The sequence below is a fragment of the Streptomyces sp. MAI_2237 genome (assembly GCF_054189285.1).
This window is the reverse complement of the sequence record NZ_JAJPGQ010000004.1, coordinates 40,436-59,540: the sequence shown is the minus strand read 5'-3', so window position 1 is coordinate 59,540 and position 19,105 is coordinate 40,436. Positions and strand designations below refer to the sequence as shown.

15 protein-coding genes are annotated in these 19,105 nt (G+C 69.4%); 6 read left to right on the top strand and 9 right to left on the bottom strand.

Annotation, left to right across the window (positions count from 1 at the left end):
- Nucleotides 1–2: 2 nt before the first annotated feature.
- The 4 genes from LN251_RS27340 to LN251_RS27325 all read right to left on the bottom strand — a co-directional run bounded on the left by LN251_RS27340 (nucleotide 3) and on the right by LN251_RS27325 (nucleotide 5,569).
- The gene (locus LN251_RS27340; protein WP_458246854.1) at nucleotides 3–1,631 is read right to left on the bottom strand and encodes an MmgE/PrpD family protein; all 1,629 of its coding nucleotides are present in this window, start codon (nucleotides 1,629–1,631) and stop codon (nucleotides 3–5) included.
- The gene (locus tag LN251_RS27335) at nucleotides 1,628–1,957 is read right to left on the bottom strand and encodes a hypothetical protein (protein ID WP_458246853.1); all 330 of its coding nucleotides are present in this window, start codon (nucleotides 1,955–1,957) and stop codon (nucleotides 1,628–1,630) included. The genes LN251_RS27340 and LN251_RS27335 overlap by 4 nt, the downstream gene beginning before the upstream one ends.
- Nucleotides 1,958–1,970: 13 nt before the next feature.
- Nucleotides 1,971–3,752, bottom strand: coding sequence for a carbamoyltransferase family protein (locus tag LN251_RS27330; RefSeq protein WP_458246852.1), 1,782 nt, complete (start codon nucleotides 3,750–3,752; stop codon nucleotides 1,971–1,973).
- A gap of 122 nt (nucleotides 3,753–3,874) precedes the next feature.
- Complete coding sequence (locus LN251_RS27325) at nucleotides 3,875–5,569, bottom strand: class I adenylate-forming enzyme family protein (protein WP_458246851.1); 1,695 nt, start codon at nucleotides 5,567–5,569, stop codon at nucleotides 3,875–3,877.
- Between the two features lie 172 nt (nucleotides 5,570–5,741).
- On the opposite strand from LN251_RS27325, the gene LN251_RS27320 reads away from it, so the two are divergent.
- The 3 genes from LN251_RS27320 to LN251_RS27310 all read left to right on the top strand — a co-directional run bounded on the left by LN251_RS27320 (nucleotide 5,742) and on the right by LN251_RS27310 (nucleotide 8,280).
- Nucleotides 5,742–6,353 (top strand): class I SAM-dependent methyltransferase, encoded by a 612-nt coding sequence (locus LN251_RS27320; RefSeq protein ID WP_458246850.1) that lies wholly within the window; start codon nucleotides 5,742–5,744, stop codon nucleotides 6,351–6,353.
- 97 nt (nucleotides 6,354–6,450) lie between these two features.
- Nucleotides 6,451–7,134 (top strand): SGNH/GDSL hydrolase family protein, encoded by a 684-nt coding sequence (locus LN251_RS27315; RefSeq protein WP_458246849.1) that lies wholly within the window; start codon nucleotides 6,451–6,453, stop codon nucleotides 7,132–7,134.
- A 39-nt stretch (nucleotides 7,135–7,173) separates the two neighbouring features.
- On the top strand, nucleotides 7,174–8,280 hold the full coding sequence (locus LN251_RS27310; protein WP_458246848.1) for a ferritin-like domain-containing protein: 1,107 nt from the start codon (nucleotides 7,174–7,176) through the stop codon (nucleotides 8,278–8,280).
- 47 nt (nucleotides 8,281–8,327) lie between these two features.
- Here LN251_RS27310 and LN251_RS27305 read toward each other — a convergent pair whose 3' ends face one another.
- Nucleotides 8,328–8,564 carry a hypothetical protein gene (locus tag LN251_RS27305; RefSeq protein ID WP_458246847.1) on the bottom strand — a complete coding sequence of 79 codons (237 nt, stop codon included), beginning with the start codon at nucleotides 8,562–8,564 and terminating at the stop codon, nucleotides 8,328–8,330.
- A gap of 180 nt (nucleotides 8,565–8,744) precedes the next feature.
- On the opposite strand from LN251_RS27305, the gene LN251_RS27300 reads away from it, so the two are divergent.
- Complete coding sequence (locus LN251_RS27300) at nucleotides 8,745–9,299, top strand: hypothetical protein (RefSeq protein WP_458246846.1); 555 nt, start codon at nucleotides 8,745–8,747, stop codon at nucleotides 9,297–9,299.
- Between the two features lie 112 nt (nucleotides 9,300–9,411).
- Nucleotides 9,412–10,260, top strand: a complete 849-nt coding sequence (locus LN251_RS27295) for an IS5 family transposase (protein WP_458246845.1) — start codon at nucleotides 9,412–9,414, stop codon at nucleotides 10,258–10,260.
- 75 nt (nucleotides 10,261–10,335) lie between these two features.
- Here the strand turns inward: LN251_RS27295 and LN251_RS27290 are convergent, their stop codons facing one another.
- The 3 genes from LN251_RS27290 to LN251_RS27280 form a co-directional block, all read right to left on the bottom strand.
- On the bottom strand, nucleotides 10,336–11,154 hold the full coding sequence (locus LN251_RS27290) for a hypothetical protein (RefSeq protein WP_458246844.1): 819 nt from the start codon (nucleotides 11,152–11,154) through the stop codon (nucleotides 10,336–10,338).
- Between the two features lie 486 nt (nucleotides 11,155–11,640).
- Nucleotides 11,641–12,090 (bottom strand): ImmA/IrrE family metallo-endopeptidase, encoded by a 450-nt coding sequence (locus tag LN251_RS27285; RefSeq protein ID WP_458246843.1) that lies wholly within the window; start codon nucleotides 12,088–12,090, stop codon nucleotides 11,641–11,643.
- Complete coding sequence (locus LN251_RS27280) at nucleotides 12,078–12,200, bottom strand: hypothetical protein (protein ID WP_458246980.1); 123 nt, start codon at nucleotides 12,198–12,200, stop codon at nucleotides 12,078–12,080. The genes LN251_RS27285 and LN251_RS27280 overlap by 13 nt, the downstream gene beginning before the upstream one ends.
- A gap of 62 nt (nucleotides 12,201–12,262) precedes the next feature.
- Between LN251_RS27280 and LN251_RS27275 the strand changes: the two genes are divergently transcribed.
- Entirely contained in the window at nucleotides 12,263–12,463 is a 201-nt protein-coding gene (locus LN251_RS27275; protein ID WP_458246842.1) for a hypothetical protein, read from the top strand.
- A gap of 377 nt (nucleotides 12,464–12,840) precedes the next feature.
- Here LN251_RS27275 and LN251_RS27270 read toward each other — a convergent pair whose 3' ends face one another.
- Nucleotides 12,841–18,717: a LamG-like jellyroll fold domain-containing protein gene (locus tag LN251_RS27270; RefSeq protein WP_458246841.1), complete on the bottom strand. Its 5,877-nt coding sequence runs from the start codon at nucleotides 18,715–18,717 to the stop codon at nucleotides 12,841–12,843.
- Between the last annotated feature and the right edge of the window lie 388 nt (nucleotides 18,718–19,105).

The window sequence follows — 19,105 nt, the reverse complement described above, 5'->3', positions numbered from 1 at the left end:
GCTCACGGACCGTGCCGCGGGTCGGATTCGACGAGCGCGCCGAAGGCGGGCAGCGGTTCGGACAGTGCTTGGCCGACGAGGGCGTCGAGCTCTGCTGCGTCCAGGCAGGCCAGGTCGCCGAGTGCGTCGACCACCTCGGTAGAGGAGCCCGACGCCGTGAGCTTCTCGCGGACGAGGTCGCGGTGGGTGGCCCTGGTGGCGGGCCCGGCCGAGCCGCGCGGCCGCTCGCACGAGGCGGTCAGGACCCGGCCGTCGTGCAGGGTGATGTCAAGCCGGGCGCCCACCGCCTTGCCCGCGTCCTGGAACGTGCCGCTGGGCGGTCCCACGACCTCGGGTGTCGCTGCCAGAGCGGGGCCCATGAAGTCCGCGAGCCACTGCCGGCCCCGCTCCCCGGCCTGGCGCAGCGCCTCGCCGAGCGGCGCGGTCGCGCGCAGTACCTGACGGCTGAGCGCGGCGTCGTACTCCAGCCGCACGCGGTCCGCCAGCGACCAGCGCAGCGGGTCCGCGAGCGCCGGTTCGGCGAGATCGGCGGGCAGCACGGAGCCGGTGGCCAGGGCGGTCGCCACGTTGTAGGCGACGCTGACGTTCAGCGCCATGATGGGCGACCGCTCGCGGTCCATGTAGGGGGCGCCCTCCTGGTCCATCACCAGCGTCAGCCGGGCGGCAGAGACCACGATCTCCCTGATCCCTCGGATCTCCTCGGCGGAGAGCTCGGCGTGCAGTTGTGCGGCGCAGTCGACGGCCGCGTCCACGTAGGCGCCGGCCGGGTGCATCTTGAACGTCAGCGTCTCGGTGTGCCAGCGGCTGCCCAGCCCGGCCGTGACGGTCTCCGGCGAGGGCACATGGGCGAACTTGGCCAGCAGGCCCCCCGGGTGCTCCAGGATGTCGTGCGCGCCCCGCAGCCCCGCGGCCGCGGCGTCGCAGGCGTCCAGGGCGGTCCGCACCGGAGCCGCCGCCGAGAGGACCTTGGCGTCGCTGCCCACCAGCGCACGCCGCAGCGGCCACGGGGGCATGGCCAGGGCCAGCCCCCAGGCGTCCGCCCACCGTTCGGCGGGTTCACCCGCTCCGTGCAGCCGGGCCGCCACCGCCCCGACGAGCTGGGTGTAGGAGGTCCCCTGGCCCCGCAAAGGGCCCAGTACGGCGGCGGCGGTGACCCGGGCGGCACACTCGTTCGCGGCGACGACTGCGGTCAACAGAGCGCGGCCGTCCAATTGTTGGGCGGCGCGGAAGGCCAGCGGAACGCCCACGGAGGCATGCGTGACATGGCCGGCGTACATGCTGTCCTCGTAGTAGAGGCAGGAGGACAGGCCGGCCATCGCCTGCGCCGCCCGGTAGGGGTCGCTCGACAGCGGGCCGCCGAAGGCGCGGACCAGCTTGCGCCCCAGGGGATGGCTCAAGCTGGCCCGCACGACGGCGAGATGGGACATGACCTGGCTGGTGGCGTAGTCCAGGATCCGCTCGGGTACGTCCTTGTGGCGCAGTTCCGCGGCCCAGGCGGCCAGTTGCCGGGCCAGCGGCAGGCCTGTGCCATCGGTGCTCGGGACGTCCGCGCCCGGGATCGGTGTGCCGAGGGCCTCATCGTTGCGGGCTTCTTCGCTCCGGCCGGGGCCCACCGGGTTCGTGGCGCTCACCGCTCGCGCCCCGGAAGGCGACCGGCAAGCCCGCGCCTGCGGTCCTCGATGGAGCGCACCGCACAGGTGGCGGCGAGGACGGAGGCGCGCGCCGCGGCCAGCGCCTCGCGCGCCTGACGGCCCAGCCCTTCGTCGTCCGGCGTCCGCTCGGCGTGCTCGGCGGCCGCTGCGAGCTGCAGCGCGCACTCGACGGAGGCGATGCAGGCCTCCTCCAGCGGTGCCACCCGGCCGGGGCCCCTGGTCAGGGTGGACAGCGCCGCCCGCAGCAGCGTGCCCACCGGCTGACGCTCCAGCTGCCCCGGCTGTGCCGTGCCGATGTCGCTCACGTGTCGGTGTCCGTCACTTCTTGACGACCAGGAAGCGCCCGAGGACCAGGCAGTCGATCTCGGTGTGGAGGAAGCAGCGCAGCGCGTCGGTGGGGGAGCAGACGATCGGCTCGCCGGCGACGTTGAACGAGGTGTTCACCAGGCACGGCACGCCGGTGGACGCGGTGAAGGCGGTGAGGAGTTCGGCCAGCTTCGGGTTCGTCTGCGCGGTGACGGTCTGCACCCGGGAGGTGCCGTCGACGTGCATGGCGCCGGGAATGACGTCGCGGAACTCGGGCCGCACCGGGAAGACGAACGTCATGTACGGCGAGGAGCTCTTCTTGCCCGTGACGAAGACCCGGTCCACGTCGGACTCCAGGACCACCGGAGCGAAGGGGCGGAACGGCTCGCGGTGCTTGACCCGGGTGTTGATGATGTCCTTGATGTCGGCGAACCCCGGGTTGGCGAGGATGCTGCGGTTGCCCAGGGCCCGGGGACCGTACTCGGTGCGTCCCTGGAACCAGCCCACGACGGTCTTCTCGCTCAGCAGCTTGGCGGTCTGCTCCGCCACCGCCTCCTCGTCCAGCTCGGTCCACTCGACCTGGTCGGCGTGGTCGCGCAGCGCAGCGAGCATCTGCTCGTCGCTGTAGGAGGGGCCGAGGTAGGGGGTGGCGGGAACGCGGCGCGGACGCCCCTTGATCTGGCCCGCGAAGACGGCCGCGCCGATGGCGACGCCCGGGTCGCTCGCCCCGAAGCTGACGTGGATGTCGGTGAAGCGGGAGTTCTCCAGCAGCTTGGAGTTGTTCACGCAGTTGAGGGCGAGACCGCCTTCGTAGATCAGCCGGTCCAGGTCGGTGGCGGCCTCCAGGGCGCGCACCTGGTGGGCGGTGACGACCTCGACCATGTGCTGGGCCGCCGCGGCCACCGTGGCGCGGAACTCCGTCTCCTCGCGGCGTCGTTCGTCACCGCCGAACAGCCGGTCCAGCAGCGGGTAGTAACCGCGGGTGCCGCTGGGGTCGTTGGCGAGTGCAAGGGTGTAGCGGCCGTCCTCCTGCAGGTCGACCACGTGCCGCAGCAGGGGATTGTCCGAGGGCGGCGGCGCGAAGGCGGCCAGGCCCATCACCTTGTACTCGTCGTTGTTGGGCATGAAGCCCAGGTACCGGGTGATCTCCCCGAAGAGCAGCGCCAGGGAGTGGTTGACGCTGATGGACGACTTCTCGAACAGCCGGATCTTTCCGTCGCGCACCTCGCCCATGACGGAGGACAGCCGCTCGGCGCGACCGTCGCTGACGAGGAACGCCGCGTCCTGTTCGCCGGACAGGTGGTATCCGCACATCAGGTGGGCGAAGTGGTGCGGCACCGGCACGAGTTTGTCCGCCGGCAGCTCGAACCCGGTCCGCTGCTGGAAGTCGGCGTGCACCGCCTTCTTGGAGACCAGGCCCTCGTAGAGCTCCCCGAACCGCCTGAGCCGGTCGAACTTCTGCTCCACGGTCAACGCGCTGGAACCGATCTCCTGGATCATCGTGTCGGTGACGTCGGGGGAGAAGGACCACGGGAAGGCGATGGCGTCGACCTGGTCCAGGCGCAGGTCCGCGGTGTTCAGGCACCACCGAAGGGAGTTGGCGGGGAAGTCGGAGGTCTTCTTCTCCCGGTTCATCCGCTCCTCCTCGACGGCGGCCACCAACTCGCCGTCCACGAAGAGGGACACGGCCGCGTCGTGTCCGAGGATGCTGTGCCGGTCGATGCCGGTCGCCCCGTACAGCCGCCCGAATGTGTCGGCACCGTTGGTAAAGCCGTTGTAGCCAAGGACAATCACACCGGGCTCCTTCGATGACTGGGTGACGCACCATCAGTGCTACGGGGCTGCTGCTCCGCGCTCATCGTTCAAGCTCGGGCTGGAACGCCCCTGAGATCCGGCTGAGACGGACGCCTCAGCCCTCAGGTCCACGCGCCCGAGCCGATGCCGGAGGCGCCCGCGAGCAGTTGCCGGCGCAGCTGCACGCGGCGTACTTTCCAGGTCGCCGTGCGAGGGAACTCCTCCCACCGGATGTGCAGCGGCTCGGCCAGCTCCGGCAGCCCGGCCGTCACCGCCCGCCACCGGACGGTGTCGACGGGGACGTCGTCGCGCGTGCTGTACACCGGCCGGGGCAGACCGCCCTGGACGGAGAGCACGATGACCTCTGTGGCCTCGGGCAGCCGGTCCAGGAGCACGTCCTCGATCTCCAGCGCGCTGGCCCCGTCAATGCGGTCCACCTCGCGGTCGATGAGGCGCACCGCGCCCCAGCGGTTGACGACCGCCATATCCCCCAGATTCCACCAGTCGCCCTCCCGCTTGCCCTCGTGGCGCTCGCGCTCCCCGACGTAGGTCAGACAGCGCCCGGGGGCCGAGAACTGGATCACCCCCACCTCGCCGGGAGGCACCGCCTTGCCCGTGGCCGGATCCACCGCGCGCAACCGGCCGAACCCGGGCACCGGCCAGCCCAGCACCTGGGTGGGGGGTGGACGGTGCCCGCGTCGCCGCACCGAGCGGCGGGTGTAGGGCCGGATCGCCACGGCTCCCGCCTCGGTCTGGCTCCACGCCTGGACCCATACGGGGAACCTGCGGTCGGTGGCGGCCAGGAAGGTACGGATCGTCCGGGTGTGGATGGCGTCGAAGGAGTTCACGAACACGCGCACCCTGCGAAACGGCCTGCCGGCGTCCCTGGCCAGGTCCTCCCAGGCGAGAAAGGCGTTGGGCAGGGTCTCCACCAAGGTCGGGGAGTGGTGCACCAGCAACTCGCGCAGCCCGGGCCCCTGGGGGTCGGACAGCATCAGCAGCTTCGGCCCCACCGTCGTCAGGGGCAGCAGGCCGGTGATCACCCGCTGGTGGGAGTAGGGCTGGCAGAAAGCCACGGTGTCGTCCGCCCGCAGCCCGAAGACCGGCCACCGTTCGGCCTCCACCAGTCCCAGGGAGTACAGGGACGCGGCCGAGTGCAGCACGAGCTTGGGCACGCCGGTGGTGCCCGAGGTGTGGGTGATGACCATCGGCTCGTCATAGGCGCGCAGCCGCCGCTCGGGCACGGGCGCGCCGCGCAGCGCGCCGAAGTCGAGCACGTCCGATCGGTCCGGCGGCACGCCGTCGACGCACGCGGTCCGCTCGGTCAGCGAGCCCAGCGCCGCAGGGACGAGAGCGGCCGCCGCCAGCGCCCGGCGGTCGGTCACCAGATAAGGGCGCCGCAGACGCTCCAGGAGCACCGCGACCGTGTCCGGCGGATGGTTGTCGGAGATCAGCGCCGGTACGGCGCCGATACGCGCCGCGGCGCACGCCAGCAGCGCGACGTCCAGATGGTTGCGTTTGAGGACGGCGACGCGGTCCCACTCCCGCACCCCCAGCGCATACAGCCGTCCCGCCAGGTCGTCCACGAGCGCGGCCCACTGGGGATAGGTGGCCTCCAGCGGCGCGTCCGGGGCGACATCGGGGGCCCGGTCGGTGATCATCCGCTGGCGCGGGTGATTGCGCGCCGCGAGGTGCCACACCTCTCCGATCCGTCCCGTGGCGGGAACCCGCGAGAAGGGCGTGAGCCTGCGCCGGAAACGGGTCGGGGCGTAGTCGGTGAGGAAGTCGGGACGGGAGTCCGTCGCGTACATGGTCATGCGCGTCCCCGCAGGTCGGTGGCCGGATGCGGCCGGACGCTCACGCGCCGCGCCCGTCGGGACGAGCCACGCGTCGGCGAGCCGGATGCGCCGCACCGTAGGGCAGAGCGCTGAGACCGCGCTGGCGCGGCGGCGTCAGCGGGCGGGACGGCCGCACCCCTAGCGTCGCCGCATGCCGATGAACAAGGCGCACCGCGTGCTGTGCAGTTCCAGAGGGTGGGCCCGGCACACGGAGCGGCACCTGCTGCCGTGGGCGCTGGACGGTGTCGAGCTGGGCGAGGACGTCCTGGAGCTGGGGCCCGGATACGGCGCCAACCTCCGCGTCCTGGTCGAACGCGCCCCGCGCGTCACGGCGTTGGAGATCGACGGGCCGACGGCGGCGCGGCTTGCCCGCAACTGGAGCCCCCGGGTCAGGGTCCTGCACGGTGACGGATCCGCGATGCCCCTGCCCGACGGCGGCTTCTCCTCCGTGGTGTGCTTCACGATGCTGCACCACGTGGCAACGAGTGCCCTGCAGGACCGGCTGTTCGCCGAGGCGTTCCGGGTGCTGCGGCCGGGCGGGGTCTTCGCCGGCAGTGACAGTCGGCCGACGCTGCCGTTCCGGCTGCTGCACCTCGGCGACACCATGAACGTCCTGGCCCCCGGCGGACTGGGGCCCCGGCTGACGGCGGCGGGGTTCGAAGACGTGGCCGTGCAGTGCGACCGGAGCGGCCACAGCGTCCGCTTCCACGCACGTAAGACGCGGTCCCGTCCCGCGCCACACCCGCAGAACGCAACGCGGTGACCGGCCCCGCGATGATGTCGCTTTCTCGCCAGCGGGCGGCGACGGCCGGGTGCCACCGTTGATCGGAAGGACACCTCACGCAACGGAGGACTGGGACATGGCCACGGTCGATCTGACGGAGAGCAACGATCCGCACGTGATGTCACCCGAGCAGGGCGCCACCCTGCTGCGCGACGCCCCCTGGACCAGGCTGGCGATCGTCGGGGACAGCGTCGCCCAGGGCGTCAGCGAGCCGCGCCCCGGCTACCGCCTGGAGACCTGGTCCGCCCTGGTGGTCGCCGCGCTCCGCGAGGTACGACCGGACCTCGTGTACACCAATCTGGGCCGGCGCGACCTGGTGACCGCCCAGGTGCGTGAGAGCCAGCTGCAGCCCGCACTGGACTTCAAACCGGATCTGGTGATCGCCCTGTGCGGCGGCAACGACGGCCTGCGCAAGGTCTTCGACCCCGATGCCACCGAACGTGAACTCGAAGCCCTCTTCACGCCCCTGCGCGAGCGTGCCGGCACGCTGGTGACCTCTGGCTTCTTCGACATCATCGGCAACCCGTACTTCGACGCGCGCTACCGGGACATGGCCCGCGAGCGCCTCGCCGTCCTCTCGCAGCGCATGAGGACGGTGTCCGAGCGGCTGGACGCGGTCTACGTCGACATGCAGACCCACCCGACCGGACGCGAGGAGTCGGTGTGGAGCACCGACGGCATCCATCTCAACGCCCGCGGCCAGGGCGTCCTTGGCACCGAGATCATCCGTGCCCTGGGCGCGCGGCTGGGCAACGTCTGAGCAACGGGCTCGGGCACAGGCCACAGGGAGGGCCGCTCCGTGAGTTCCTACGACCTGTACTCCACCCCGGTCGCCACCGGGACCTGGAACGTCCCGATGACGGGAGCGGCCCGGCTGTCCTGGGAGTACGACGGCGGCCGCGACCGGCTGCTGGCGTTGTACCAAAAGGGCAAGGACAAGCAGTGGGACGCCGGCAAGCGCATCGACTGGGACCAGAGAATCGACCCGCTCAACGCGGCCGGACTCCCCGCCCAGTTCAAGCTTCTCTTCGGATCCGACCTCTGGAACAGGATGCCGCAGCGGGACCGCGACGAGGTCGACCGGCACCACGGCTCCTGGCTGTTCAGCCAGTTCCTCCACGGTGAGCAGGGGGCGCTGACCGTCGCGGCCAGGATCGTGGAGTCCGTGCCGGACCAGGACTCCAAGTTCTACGCCGCGACCCAAGTCATGGACGAAGCACGGCACATGGAGCTGTTCAGCCGCTTCGTGCACGACAAGATCGGCATGTACTACCCGGTCAACCAGGATCTGGCCGCACTGCTGGACCAGGCGCTGCGGGACAGCCGCTGGGACCTTCCCTACCTCGGCATGCAGGTGCTGATCGAGGGCCTGGCCCTGGCGGCTTTCGGCCTCTACCGGGACATGGCCACCGCACCGCTGGTCAAACAGCTCCTGGCCTTCGTGATGCAGGACGAGGCCCGGCACGTGGCGTTCGGCCGGCTGGTGCTCAAGGACTACTACGCCCAGCTGACCAGCAAGGAGCGCGCGGAGCGCGAGGAGTTCGTGATCGAGGGCTCCTACCTGATGCGCGACCGGTTCACCGGGCGCGAGATCTTCGAGACGCTCGACCTGCCGCTGGAGGAGTGCATACACCACGTGGAGAACTCCGAGCTGATCACCCTGTACCGGTCCCTGCTCTTCGGCCGGATCGTCCCCGTCATCCGCGACATCGGCCTGTGGAGCGGCCAAGTGCGATCCGCCTACGCCGCCATGGGCGTACTCGACCACGCCAAGGCGGACCTGACCGCCCTGATGCGCCAGGACGAGGACATCGCCGACCGCTACGACGCGCAGCGGGCGGACGCCGAACTGCACCTGCGTAAAACGGAAGTGGACGAGGCCGTCGAACTCGGCGCCCGGTCGTGAAAGAGGGAGCCGGCCGGCCCCCCTTTTCAGCGTTGACGCCGCCGGCGTCAGGGCAGGCGCAGCGCTTCACGGATGGTCGTGAACAGGGCGCTCTGGTGGGTGATGCCGAGAACGCGGTAGGCCGGCGGGCCCTGGACGGCGATACGGACCTCGGTGCCCGTGTCTCCTGGAACCCGCAGGGGGTGCGGGTGGAATAGCACTGAGACGTCGCCTTGCGTCCGCGGCGATGTCAGGGCCTTCCCGCTGTCGACGATGCTGCCAAGGGAGCGGAACAGGGCTGCCATGGAGGTTACCTCCCGGTGGTCACCCGCTGGAACGCGGCGAGATCATCAACACTGATGCTCAGACCGAGCAAGCTCATGATGTGCAGTGCGTACTGCACGTTCACATCCCGAACCTGCTCGATGTCCTGGCCAGCCTAGGATCTGAGCGGCGACGACCTGTGGCAGGGCTGGTCGGAGCGGATGCTGTTCGACACGATCGCCGCGCTGATGCCCCGCGCCCGCGGCGTGCTGCGCTGCCGCGCCGACGTGGGCGGAAGTGCCACCTACGACGATATCCAGGCCCACTTCGCCGGCCATCCCGGCACCTCAATTCCGAGGAACCGGATCGGCGGGACGCTCACCTCCGTGCGGGCGGTACGCCGTCGGATCGGCCCGGACAACAACTTCCGGCTGCTCGAACTTGACGACCGGATACGCATCTACCGCATCGAGCCTGCCCTCCTCGAGGGCCTGCAGCGGGCCTTCGCTCTCACCGACGCCCGGCCCGCCCTCCTGCGCCAGGATTTGGCAGGTGTGGGAAGGCCCCGGCTGGACGGGGGAGACCAGCCAGGGCCGTATGCGGTGGCGTGCGAAGAGCGGTCGCCTCTCGGCGGTTTGCTCCACGGGGCTTCAGCCGAACGATCGTCCCCATGGGCGGAAGGTGAGGCCCGGGGACACCGTCCCCTCCGCAGCCACGTATTGATGAACGGTCAGCTCCCTCGAACTGTTCCCGGCCCGCCACGTTTGCGAGGGTGAACTGGGCCACTGGCACTGCTGCGCCGTGAGGCGATGCTCTCCTCCCGCATCTTCATCTGGCAACACTTCACCCGCCTCACCCCTAGGTCGTGTCTTCAATTGATCTTGATTAGTGGATCATGGTCGGGTGATACGTCGCCATGAACTGTCCGATGAGGAGTGGGAGTTCCTCCGTCCGCTGTTGCCCGCGTCCTTGCGTGGGCGCAAGCGGTTGGACGATCGAACCGTGCTCAACGGGATCGTGTGGAAGTTCCGGACAGGCACGGCCTGGCGGGACGTGCCCGAGCGGTACGGCCCCTGGCACACGCTGCACACCCGCTTTCGCCGGTGGGCCCTGGACGGCACCTTCGAGCGGATGCTCCAGGCCGCCCAGGCCCCGGGCGGACGCGGCGGGAGAGGTCGACTGGCTGGTGTCGGTCGACTCCACCGTCGTACGCGCCCACCAGCATGCCGCCGGGGCCCGAAAAGGGGGCGCCGCAGCCCCGCGCTCGGACGCTCCCGGGGCGGGGTGACCAGCAAGATTCACCTGGCCTGCGATGCCTTCGGGCGTCCGCTCGCCTTTGTGCTCACAGGCGGCAACACCAACGACTGCACCCAGTTCACCACCGTGATGGAGGCAATCCGGGTGCCTCGCATGGGCCCGGGCCGTCCCCGGGTGCGGCCCACCCCCGTGCTGGGCGACAAGGGCTACGGCTCCCGCGCGATACGGACCTGGCTGCGACGCCGCGGCATCAGTCACACCATCCCCGAGCGGGCCGACCAGATCCGCAACCGGCTCCGGCGCGGCAGCCGAGGCGGGCGTCCACCGGTCTTCGACGAGCAGCTCTACAAGCAGCGCAACGTCGTGGAACGGTACTTCAACCGCCTCAAGCAGTGGCGCGGCGTCGCGACCCGCTACGACAAGACCGCCGAGTCCTACCAGGCAGCTGTCACCCTCGCCTCGCTCCTGATGTGGGCGTGACCCATTTGAAGACAGCTCCTAGGTCGAAACGGAGCCGGCGCGGTGGATCCCAGTGCCGCGGAGGGGGGCCGTGCCTCAGACCACGGTACGACCGTTGCGCCGCGCCGGGCAGTCTCGCAGCAGCTTTCGAATCTGCTCGGAGCGGTCGACCCCCGGTCCGAGTTCGTGCCTACGGCGCTGAAGCAGCGCCCTCGTCGCGTCGTCCAGCTGCTCGCAGTGCCCCCTGAACACCTCGCGCAGTGCCTTCAGCGCCCAGTATTCGTTGAAGGGCTTGTCCTCGGTCACCGCTGCCTCGGCGAGCGCCGGTCCCCAGACCGGATTCGGGTTGGCGTACAGGTAAGCGGCGGCGGCCAGCCGCAACCCGGGGTCGCTGCTGTGGAGATGTTGATCGACGTCGAAATCTCGGGTGCCTCGGAGCAGCCGGATCATCTCGTCCACCAGGTCGCTCATCGCCTGCGTCCGAGTGCGTCCGCTGGCCATGGTCCACCGGATCTCGTTGTACCGCGCCGCCAGCCGATCGACGGGGTCACCCGGCGGCTCGGCGGGCCTACCGGTGGGCTGTGCCCTGCTGAGCGCCTCTCTCACCCCGTCGGCCAGGTCCTCGGCGGTCTCCTGGTGTCTCGCGTCGCTCTGCCTCGCCTCTCGGATGGCGTTCTGCGCTGCGCTTTGGGCCTCTTCTACCTGCCTCTTCAGAGTGATTCCGAATCCGGATACCTCGGAGAAGAAGACACCCAGGAGCACTAGGATCACGAGACCGGTGATGACCATGGGCGGATCTGTCATCTGGGGATGACGGCACACTCTGACGACTGTGCCGTTCGATGCCAACTGCTGGTCGCACACCTCGGCCGTGAAGAACAGGACGACGGCCGCACCCGCGGCGAGGACCACCAACGAAGCCGCCATCCACTGAGATGGGCGGACCGCTTTCCAGCTCGCCCGTCGACGGGCCGTCGAGCCGTCATCAACTCCAGTCCCGGTCATCCCCCACCCTTCGGCGCCTGCCGGCACAGGCCGCCATGCTGGCCTCCTCAACGGCCGCTTGGCAAGCAGGACTTGCTGCCCCCTTCAGCAGCATCTCCTCTTCCACCGACGTCGTGCCCACCGGGCGCAGCACCGCGGCGCAGATGCCGATCGCATCTTGGTGAGCTCGGCCCGGCGGGCGTCGCGGTCGAACCTCTCTGGAGGCGGGTGCATGGCGTGGCCTTGATGAGAGTGGTCGGCCGCTGAGATGGGTGGGCATCTGCGACGCACCGCCCCGCCGCGGGCGCGTCGTTCAACCAGTTCGGGTACGGGCCTGCTTGGCTACGCCTGTCATATTGCAGCAATATTGGGACATTTCCTCGCTTACGCCGTAGGCAGCGGCGATGTCGGCGGGCTTCATGCTCTTTCTTGCCGCGCTGAGGAGCAGGGGCGCGGCAGCATCAGAGTGCGGCCGAAGGCAGTTGCCTGCTCTTCCTCTTCGGGCTGACAGGTGCGCAAGGGTGTGCCATTGAGTTCTCGGACCTCGCTGAGATCGTGCTGGAGCAGCAGGTAGGAGAGCTCATGGGCGATGTCGCTGGCCTGACGGCCGTCGAGGCGAAGCGGATTGGTGACGATGTGGGGCCGTCCGGCGATCTCGAAGGTGGCGGCGGAGCCGGCGGGCGGCCGGCCGGCAGCGTGTGCACCTGGTCGACATGCGGCCGACGATCCGGCAGGCGCGGCGCACGCGGGGCGTCCCCTGCGCGCTCGTACGGCTCCTGGGGTGGTGTGCGGCCTTCTCAGTCGCCGAGCAGAGCGCCGGTGCCTTCCGGGGGTGAATCGGCTGAGCGCCTGGGCTATCCAGGCCAAAGTGTTGCGTGCAGCTGTACTCGCGCGGCGAGGTTTTCGGCGATGTGGGCGGGGGTGCGGCTGCCCGGGATGGGGACGACGTGTTCGTCCTGGTGGAGCAGCCAGGCCAGGGCCAGTTAGGCCGGGGTGAGCCCGAGGTCGGCGGCGATGCCGTGCAGCGGGGCGGTCTCAGATGCGTATGCACAAGCGAGCGGTCGCTGCCGTCTTCGTGGCCACCGTCGCCCTGACCGCCCTCGCCCCCCAGGCCGTGGCTGCCCCCATGCCCTGGGAGACCAGCAAGACCCCTAAAACCACCGTCCGCCTCGTCCCCGCAACACCGGCCGGCGACAGCGGCACGATCGCTGTGCTGTGCGGGAGCCCCCGCTACCAATAGCTCAGCGGGACGCGGTTTGCGGGCTCCCGTGAAGCCGGAATCTTCGCAAGGTCTTCTACGGCGGCGTAGCGGAGTGGGCCAACATGTTTCCGCGGGCCTGTCAGGTGGCCGCCTCGTCCGGTGTTCTGGAACAGGCGGTCTGATCTGGAGCTGCGTTGAGCAAGTGTGTTGAACGGACGGTGCGTCTCCTGTGCTCGGCCACATGGCTGGGAGACGCTCTGAACGTTCGTCCGACGCTGGTGCTGAGGACGCCTCAGGCCTACCAGGAGCGGGTCCAGTGAGTGGTTCTGGTGCGCCTGGAGCGCCCCGTCCGAAGCGTGGGCGGGGGCCCCGCCGCTCCGGGACGGGAGTGACGGGGCCTGAGGCACACGGCCCGGTCAGTGCAGGGTGCTGACCTCGGTCGCCGACAGCGTCCGCGGGAAGACGTGGACGTCTGCCACGGAGCCGGGGAACGCCAGGTACGGGATCGTGGCGGAGGCGCTGTTGACGCAGCCGCCGATGGTCAAGGGGAGGGAGGAGTCGTATTGCGGGCTGAGATTCTTGGCTGTCCCCACAAGGGTGCCGTTCTGGTAGAGGGCCATGGTGCCGGTGCTGGAGTCACCTGCGACCGGTGCCCGGTAGGTGGCGACCAGATGGGTCCAGGTGCCGACCGGACCGCTGTTGTTGTCACCTTCCGCGGTGGGGAAGTCGGAGTTTTCGTCGTTGGTGGTCGTGGTCTGGAACATCCAGGCGCCACTGGGTTTGTCGTAGGAGAGGTAGAAGGCTTGGTGCTGGGTGGTGCCCTGGCAGACGGCAGTGGTGCCGAGGGCTGAGTTGATCTTCACCCAGGCGGAGACGGTGTAGTCGCCGAGGGTGTTCACCGCGCTCTGCTTGCTTTTGAGGAAGCCGGTATTGCCGTCGAAGGCGACACTGCCGGACAGCCCGCTCGGCGCGTCGGTGCCGAAGGCGACACTGCCGGACGGGGCCACCGGGTTGAGGGAGGCGATGTCGGTGCCGTCCCCGGAGAGCTTCCACTCATCCTCGGGCATGCCCTTGTCCCAGCCGGTCGGCACGATCACGCTGCCGGCGTCGGCCTCGCTCGCCGACATGGCGTACGGGTAGACCTGCACGTCCGAGACAGAACCGGGGAACGCGTTGTACGGCGTGGTCGTGTCGGGGCTGTTGACGCAGCCGCCGATGGTCAGGGGCATGGACGAGTCGTACTGCGGGGTGAGGTTGGTGGCGGTCCCCATCAGGCTGCCGTTCTGGTAGATCGACATCGTGCCGGTGTTGGAGTCGCCGTCCACGGGAGCGGTGTAGGTGACCAGGAGGTGGGTCCAGGTGCCCAGGGCCCCGGTGCCGGTGTCTCCTTCCGCGGTGGGGAAGTCGGAGTTTTCGTCGTTGGTGGTCGTGGTCTGGAACATCCAGCCCTTGTTGCTGCTGTCGTATCCGATGTAGAACGCCTGGTGCTGACTGGTCCCCTCACAGATCGCGGTGGCGGGGCCGGTCGACGAGTCGAGCTTCACCCACGCGGAGACGGTGTAGTCGGCGAGAGTGTTGACGGCGGTGTGGTCGCTCTCCAGAAACCCGGTGTTGCCGTCGAAGGACGTGGCAGCGGCCGGGGCGTTGAGCGCATCCGGCCCGCCCGCGTTGAAGGTCGCAGCCCCGACCGCGGTGAACGGGTTGTCCCCGCGCTGGTCGGTGCCGTCGGCGGACAGCTCCCAGCCGTCGTCGGGGGTGTCGCTGCCGGTGGCCAGCGGGACGATCAGGTTCGGAGCGATGCCGACGACCTGCGTGTTGGTGTCGGTTAGGTACCGGCCGGCGAGGTCGGCGTAGTACGCGTTGGAGGGGCTGCCGCTCGAGAGGTCGGCCGCCTTCACGGTCGACGAGGTGGCCGTGCCGTCCGTGGAGACGGCTGAGGCGAAGTCGATGACCTGGGTGGGGAAGGTGTCGAGCAGGTACTGGTTCACCTGCTCGCGCGCGGTCTCCTGCGTTGCCGTGCCCGGGTGGGCGGTAGTGAACGGTGGGACCGTGGTGAGGTAGACGGTGATGTTGGAGTTCTGCGTGACCGGCTGCCCGTTGACGTAGGTCTGCCCGTCGTCGGTGTAGTACGAGCTGAGCTGGCTGTTGAGCGAGGCCAGTCCGTTTTCGACCTTCGTCGCGCAGGTGTTGGCGTCGCTCGTGCAGTTGAGCAGGTCGGTGGCGCCGGTGGAGACCAGAACGGTGCGCACGTTGCTCTGGCCCAGCACGTTGCGGTCCAGCGGGTTGAGCGCGTTGGTCGGAGTGTCGCTGTTGGTGATCTGCGGCAGCAGGTTGTTGCTCAGGCTGTTGCTGTTGGTGCCGGCGTTGAGTACGCCGTAGTCCACCGAGTCGTCCCCGTTGGGGTCGTCGATCAGGGCGCTGGTGATGGCGTCGCTGAGGTGGTGCTGGCCGTCGCCGCTCGGGGTGTCCCCGTTGACGCTCTGGTCGCCGTAGAGGACCAGCGAGCCGGTGGGGGCGGAGATGGGCGTGGTGACGTCGATACCGGCCAGGTACGGCAGACCGGTGTACGTCGTCTGCGTGAACTTGGTGGCCGTGATGTCACCGGTGCGGTTGGCCGCGTCGCTCACCCACACGGGTGTCTGAGCCGCAGCATGACCGGGCATGGCGGAGACTGAGCCGTGTACCTGCAGGCTGACCAGCAGGGTGGCCTGCTGCGTGACAGCCAGGGGCACCGGGTCGCTGGTGATGTCGCCGCCTGCGGGGATGGTGACGGATGCGGAGCCTCCGAAGGTCAGCGTCGTCGGTGCCGCGGCGGTCGTGGCGCCGCCCGCGGTGGTGTCCTGCAGGGCGACGGAGGCCGCGTCGAAGGTCACAGGGCTGGTGCCCATAGCGTTGGACAGGTGGATGCGCACGCCGTTGCCGTCATCGGTGCCGATGCTGATGTGCGCCGGTATGCGCAGAGTTTGACCGTTGACGGTGGCGGTGCTGCCGCCGGACTGCTGCACCTTGGCGGTGTCCTGGGCGGAGGACCAGGTGCCGACCCAGTGCTGGGCGCTGGATCCGCTGCCGGTGACGGTCAGCGGCCGAACGCCTAGCCCGAGGATGTGCAGGGTGGGCTGGCCGGACTGGACGCCGTTGGTGAACAGTGGCAGCGAGATGCTGCTGATGACCGAGCCGGGGCATTGCAGCGGGACGCTGATGGCGTAGATCTTTGGTCCGGGGCTGGGGCTGGTCTGGGTGTTGTTGCTGTGGTTCTGGTGGACGAGGGTCAGCGAGGCCGCCGAGGCGGGGCCACTGAGCCAGTCCGGCACGGTGTCCAGCGTGTATGACTGTTCCGCGGGGTTGCCGTCCGGGTCGAGGCAGTTGTTCTTGGCGTAGGTGATGGTGCCGCTGGCGCCCTTCGCCGCGCCGCCGGTGGCGAAGCCGAGGAAGACCACGGCGTCACCGGTGTTCACCACGTCGCTGCCCGGCACGGTGACGGTCTGGCCGGAGGCCAGCATGTTGTCGTAGGTGCCGGTGCCGAGCTTCGGCAGCGTGATGCCGGTGCCGTTGACGGTCACCGTCTTTCCGCTCTGCCAGCCCGCCGTGCTGGTGAGGTCGGCGGCGTTGATGCTGTTGCCTGAGCCGTCGGCGTCGGCCGGGCTGGTCGTGGTGGTGAAGGTGCTGGTGGCGGTGTTGTTCAGGCAGCTGCCGGTGCTGTTGATCGCGCAGGTCAGTGCCGGTGCGAGGCGCAGGACGTCGATCCCGGCCTGGTAGCCGGTGGAAGCGGTGTTCTTGCCGGTCAGGGTGAGGGTCAGGGTGTGCACACCCTGCTTGAGGGTGAGCAGCTGGCCGTTGGCGTCCTTGGGCATGCCGAGGTTCACGAACCGGGTGGTGACGTAGGAGTTGTAGGCGTCGAAGTTGCTGAGCAGTGTGGACTCGGTGGGCTTGCCGGCGTCCAGGACCAGCTTGTAGATGCCGTAGTCCTTGGCTTTGGTCAGGTTGACCCCGAAGCTCCAGGGAGCGTCCTTGGGGATGTCGAAGCTGAGAGTCGCGTTGTCGCCGGAGACGACCTTTGACGTGCTGGCCTTGTTGGCGAGCAGGGCCTGGTAGCCGTCGGCGAACTCGTAACCGCTTCCGGCTGCCTGGCTGATCAGCTGGCCGCCCTTGGTGGTGGTGGTCGCCTTGGGCACGGCGGTGGTCGTATTGTCCGCGTTGGTCGCCGTCCAGCCGCTGATCATCTTGTCGCCATAGGCGTACGTCGGCGTGCTGGTGCCGGCGTAGAAGGCGTAGGCCGTCTGGGAGATGGACGACGAGCCGGCCTGGTCCACGGCCTTGGCGTACAGGGTGTGCGGTCCCGCCTTGCCGGGGGTGAAGGCGGGGGAGGCGCTGCCGTTGACGGCCGAGGTGCCGGTGCCGGGGCCGTTGTCCGAGGTGGCGTAGTACACATGCCCCGGCACGAACGTCGTGCTCGTGGTCCAGCGCGTGACGGTGCTGCTGTAGACCGTGTTGCCGAGCGTGGCGTCCAGCGCGAACAGGTAGCCGGTGATGTTGTTGGTGTGGTTGTTGCTGAGGGTGAAGCTGCCCTTGTCGCCGAAGGCGGCGCCGATCTGCTTGGCCGGGAACTGACTGGAGGTCACCGTGGGCGCGGGCGGCGCGCTGGTGTCCACCGTGAAGGTCTGGGTCTTGGTCCAGATGCCGGAGCCGGTGCCGGCCCAGTAGCCGGCCGCGTTCTGTGCGGTGGCCTTCCAGGTGTAGGTGCCGTCCGGCAGGCTGGGGGTGGTCCAGTCGCTGCCGTTGGTGTTGTACCGGGCGCGCTTCTTCGAGTCGGTGCTCGGTCCGAAGCCCTGATGCACCAGGGTGCCGGAGGAGTTGTAGACGTTGTATTCGATGCGCACCAGCTCGCTGCCGCCGGCCAGGTCGGGGTCGACCGCGCGTGCGGACAGCGTCGGGGTGTGGGTGGTGGTCATCGTCTTACCCATGCTCACGGTGGACGGCTTGATGGCAGGGGTGCCGGTGCCGTTCTTGAGCTTGGGTCGGTAGCTGTAGGTGACCGACATGGTTGCGCCGCCGCCGTAGGCGAGCTGTTTCCACTGCTGGGGGTCGTTCATGTCGGGCGACTGGACCATCAGCGTCATGCTCTTCCAGCCGCCGGCCGCCGCGCTCTGTGCCCGGGAGGTCACGTCGAACTCGAGCGACGGCGGGCTGACCCAGGAGTGGGCACCGTCGGTCACTGGGCAGGTGCCGGCCTCGTGGCTCTTGGGGTTGGTGCCCAGTGAGCCGGTGCGTCCCACGGGCTCATGGCCCCAGTACAGCGAGGAGGAACCCCAGCCGGCGGGGCGGTCGGTGCCGTAGACGGCCGCAGGGGTGTCGGAGCAGGAGGCGGCGGAGAGCTGCTTTACGTACAGCGAGGCGTGACTGACCACGGCGCCTTTGATGCCGCTGGTGTTCATCTGGTAGTAGGTGCGGGCCCGTTCACCGTTGCCGGGGGTGTTGTTGTCCCACCCCTCGCGGGCATTGGTGGATCCCGAGGTGGACGTTGAGTTGTAGACGTTCCATCCGTTGTCGGAGATCCGCGCCCAGTCCAACTGTGAGGGCCGGCCGCTCCACTCCGGATCCACGTAGACCGGGTAGGCGGTGCTCTTGGCGGAGAGCAACTTCTCGTCCAGGCCCAGCAGTTGCTTGCCGGGCTTCAGGCTCACCCGGACCTGGGCGCGGTGCCTGCCGACCTTCGCCGCCGCCTTGTGCTCGGCCCGGGCGGAGGAGGCGGTCGCGGTGTGGGCGAGGCTGGTGCCCCGCCGGCCGACGCTGTCCCACATCAGCGCGGTGTCACTGTGGAACACCGTCTCGCCGGTGTGCTTGTCCGTGGCCTGCGTGCCACCGTCATGCGTGGGAGCGAGCTTGAGATTGCTCGCCGTGGTCCTGAGCTCGAGGTTCCGCAGGTGCGGATCGGCGGCGGCCTTGGGGGACTTGACCACGAGGATCGAGGAGTAGCCGGAGGCGTCCGCAGTCAGCTGGAGGTCGACCTGAGGCAGCACATCGGGGTACGTCGCGGTGTCACCGGAGATCACCGGCCTGGGCAGTGCGCCCGGCCATGAGAACCCCAGCCTGTCCTTGCCGCTGTGCAGTGTGACCAGCGCACCGGAGCCGCCGCCGGAGAAGGCCACGTCCGTGACGGCGGCCTTGGGCGCCCAGGTCCCGTCCGCTCGCCGCACCAGCGTGGTGTCGATCGGCACCCACTTCCCGTGCAGCTGTGTGCGCTGCGGCATCGAGGAGTCGGTGCGGGTGAAGGTGCCGTCAGGGTTGGCCACCACCACCGTTCCCGTGTCGGTGAGTTGGTCGATGGGTACCGGCTGGCCGGTCGCCTTCGCCCGGGCGGACGCCGCCTCTGTGGGGTTGAGACGCGTTTCGGCGGGCTGGGGACTGGCGTGGGCGCGTGAGGCGGCTGGAGCGGTTGGTGTCGCATGTGCTGGTGCCATGGCGGCCAGCGACCCGGCTGCCAGGGTCGCGGCGAGGACGGTGGCGAGCGGCCTCGCCGTGGGGCGTCTGGAACCGCGTCTGGGTGTGCGAGAGGCGGACATCGAAGTTGGTGTCCTTCAAACTCATGCGGTTCCCCCCGTGGGCCCCGCGCCGGAGTGCAATTCTCAGGGCCGCCAAGGTCGCGGTCCACCATCGCTAACTGATCGTCAAGTACCTTTTGCG

What these genes read in the sequence shown, in the direction of transcription:
- LN251_RS27325 (WP_458246851.1), bottom strand. Translation starts at nt 5,569, where the DNA reads ATGACCATGTACGCGACGGACTCCCGTCCCGACTTCCTCACCGACTAC.
- LN251_RS27320 (WP_458246850.1), top strand. Translation starts at nt 5,742, where the DNA reads ATGCCGATGAACAAGGCGCACCGCGTGCTGTGCAGTTCCAGAGGGTGG.
- LN251_RS27315 (WP_458246849.1), top strand. Translation starts at nt 6,451, where the DNA reads ATGGCCACGGTCGATCTGACGGAGAGCAACGATCCGCACGTGATGTCA.
- LN251_RS27305 (WP_458246847.1), bottom strand. Translation starts at nt 8,564, where the DNA reads ATGGCAGCCCTGTTCCGCTCCCTTGGCAGCATCGTCGACAGCGGGAAG.
- LN251_RS27300 (WP_458246846.1), top strand. Translation starts at nt 8,745, where the DNA reads ATGCTGTTCGACACGATCGCCGCGCTGATGCCCCGCGCCCGCGGCGTG.
- LN251_RS27275 (WP_458246842.1), top strand. Translation starts at nt 12,263, where the DNA reads ATGCGTATGCACAAGCGAGCGGTCGCTGCCGTCTTCGTGGCCACCGTC.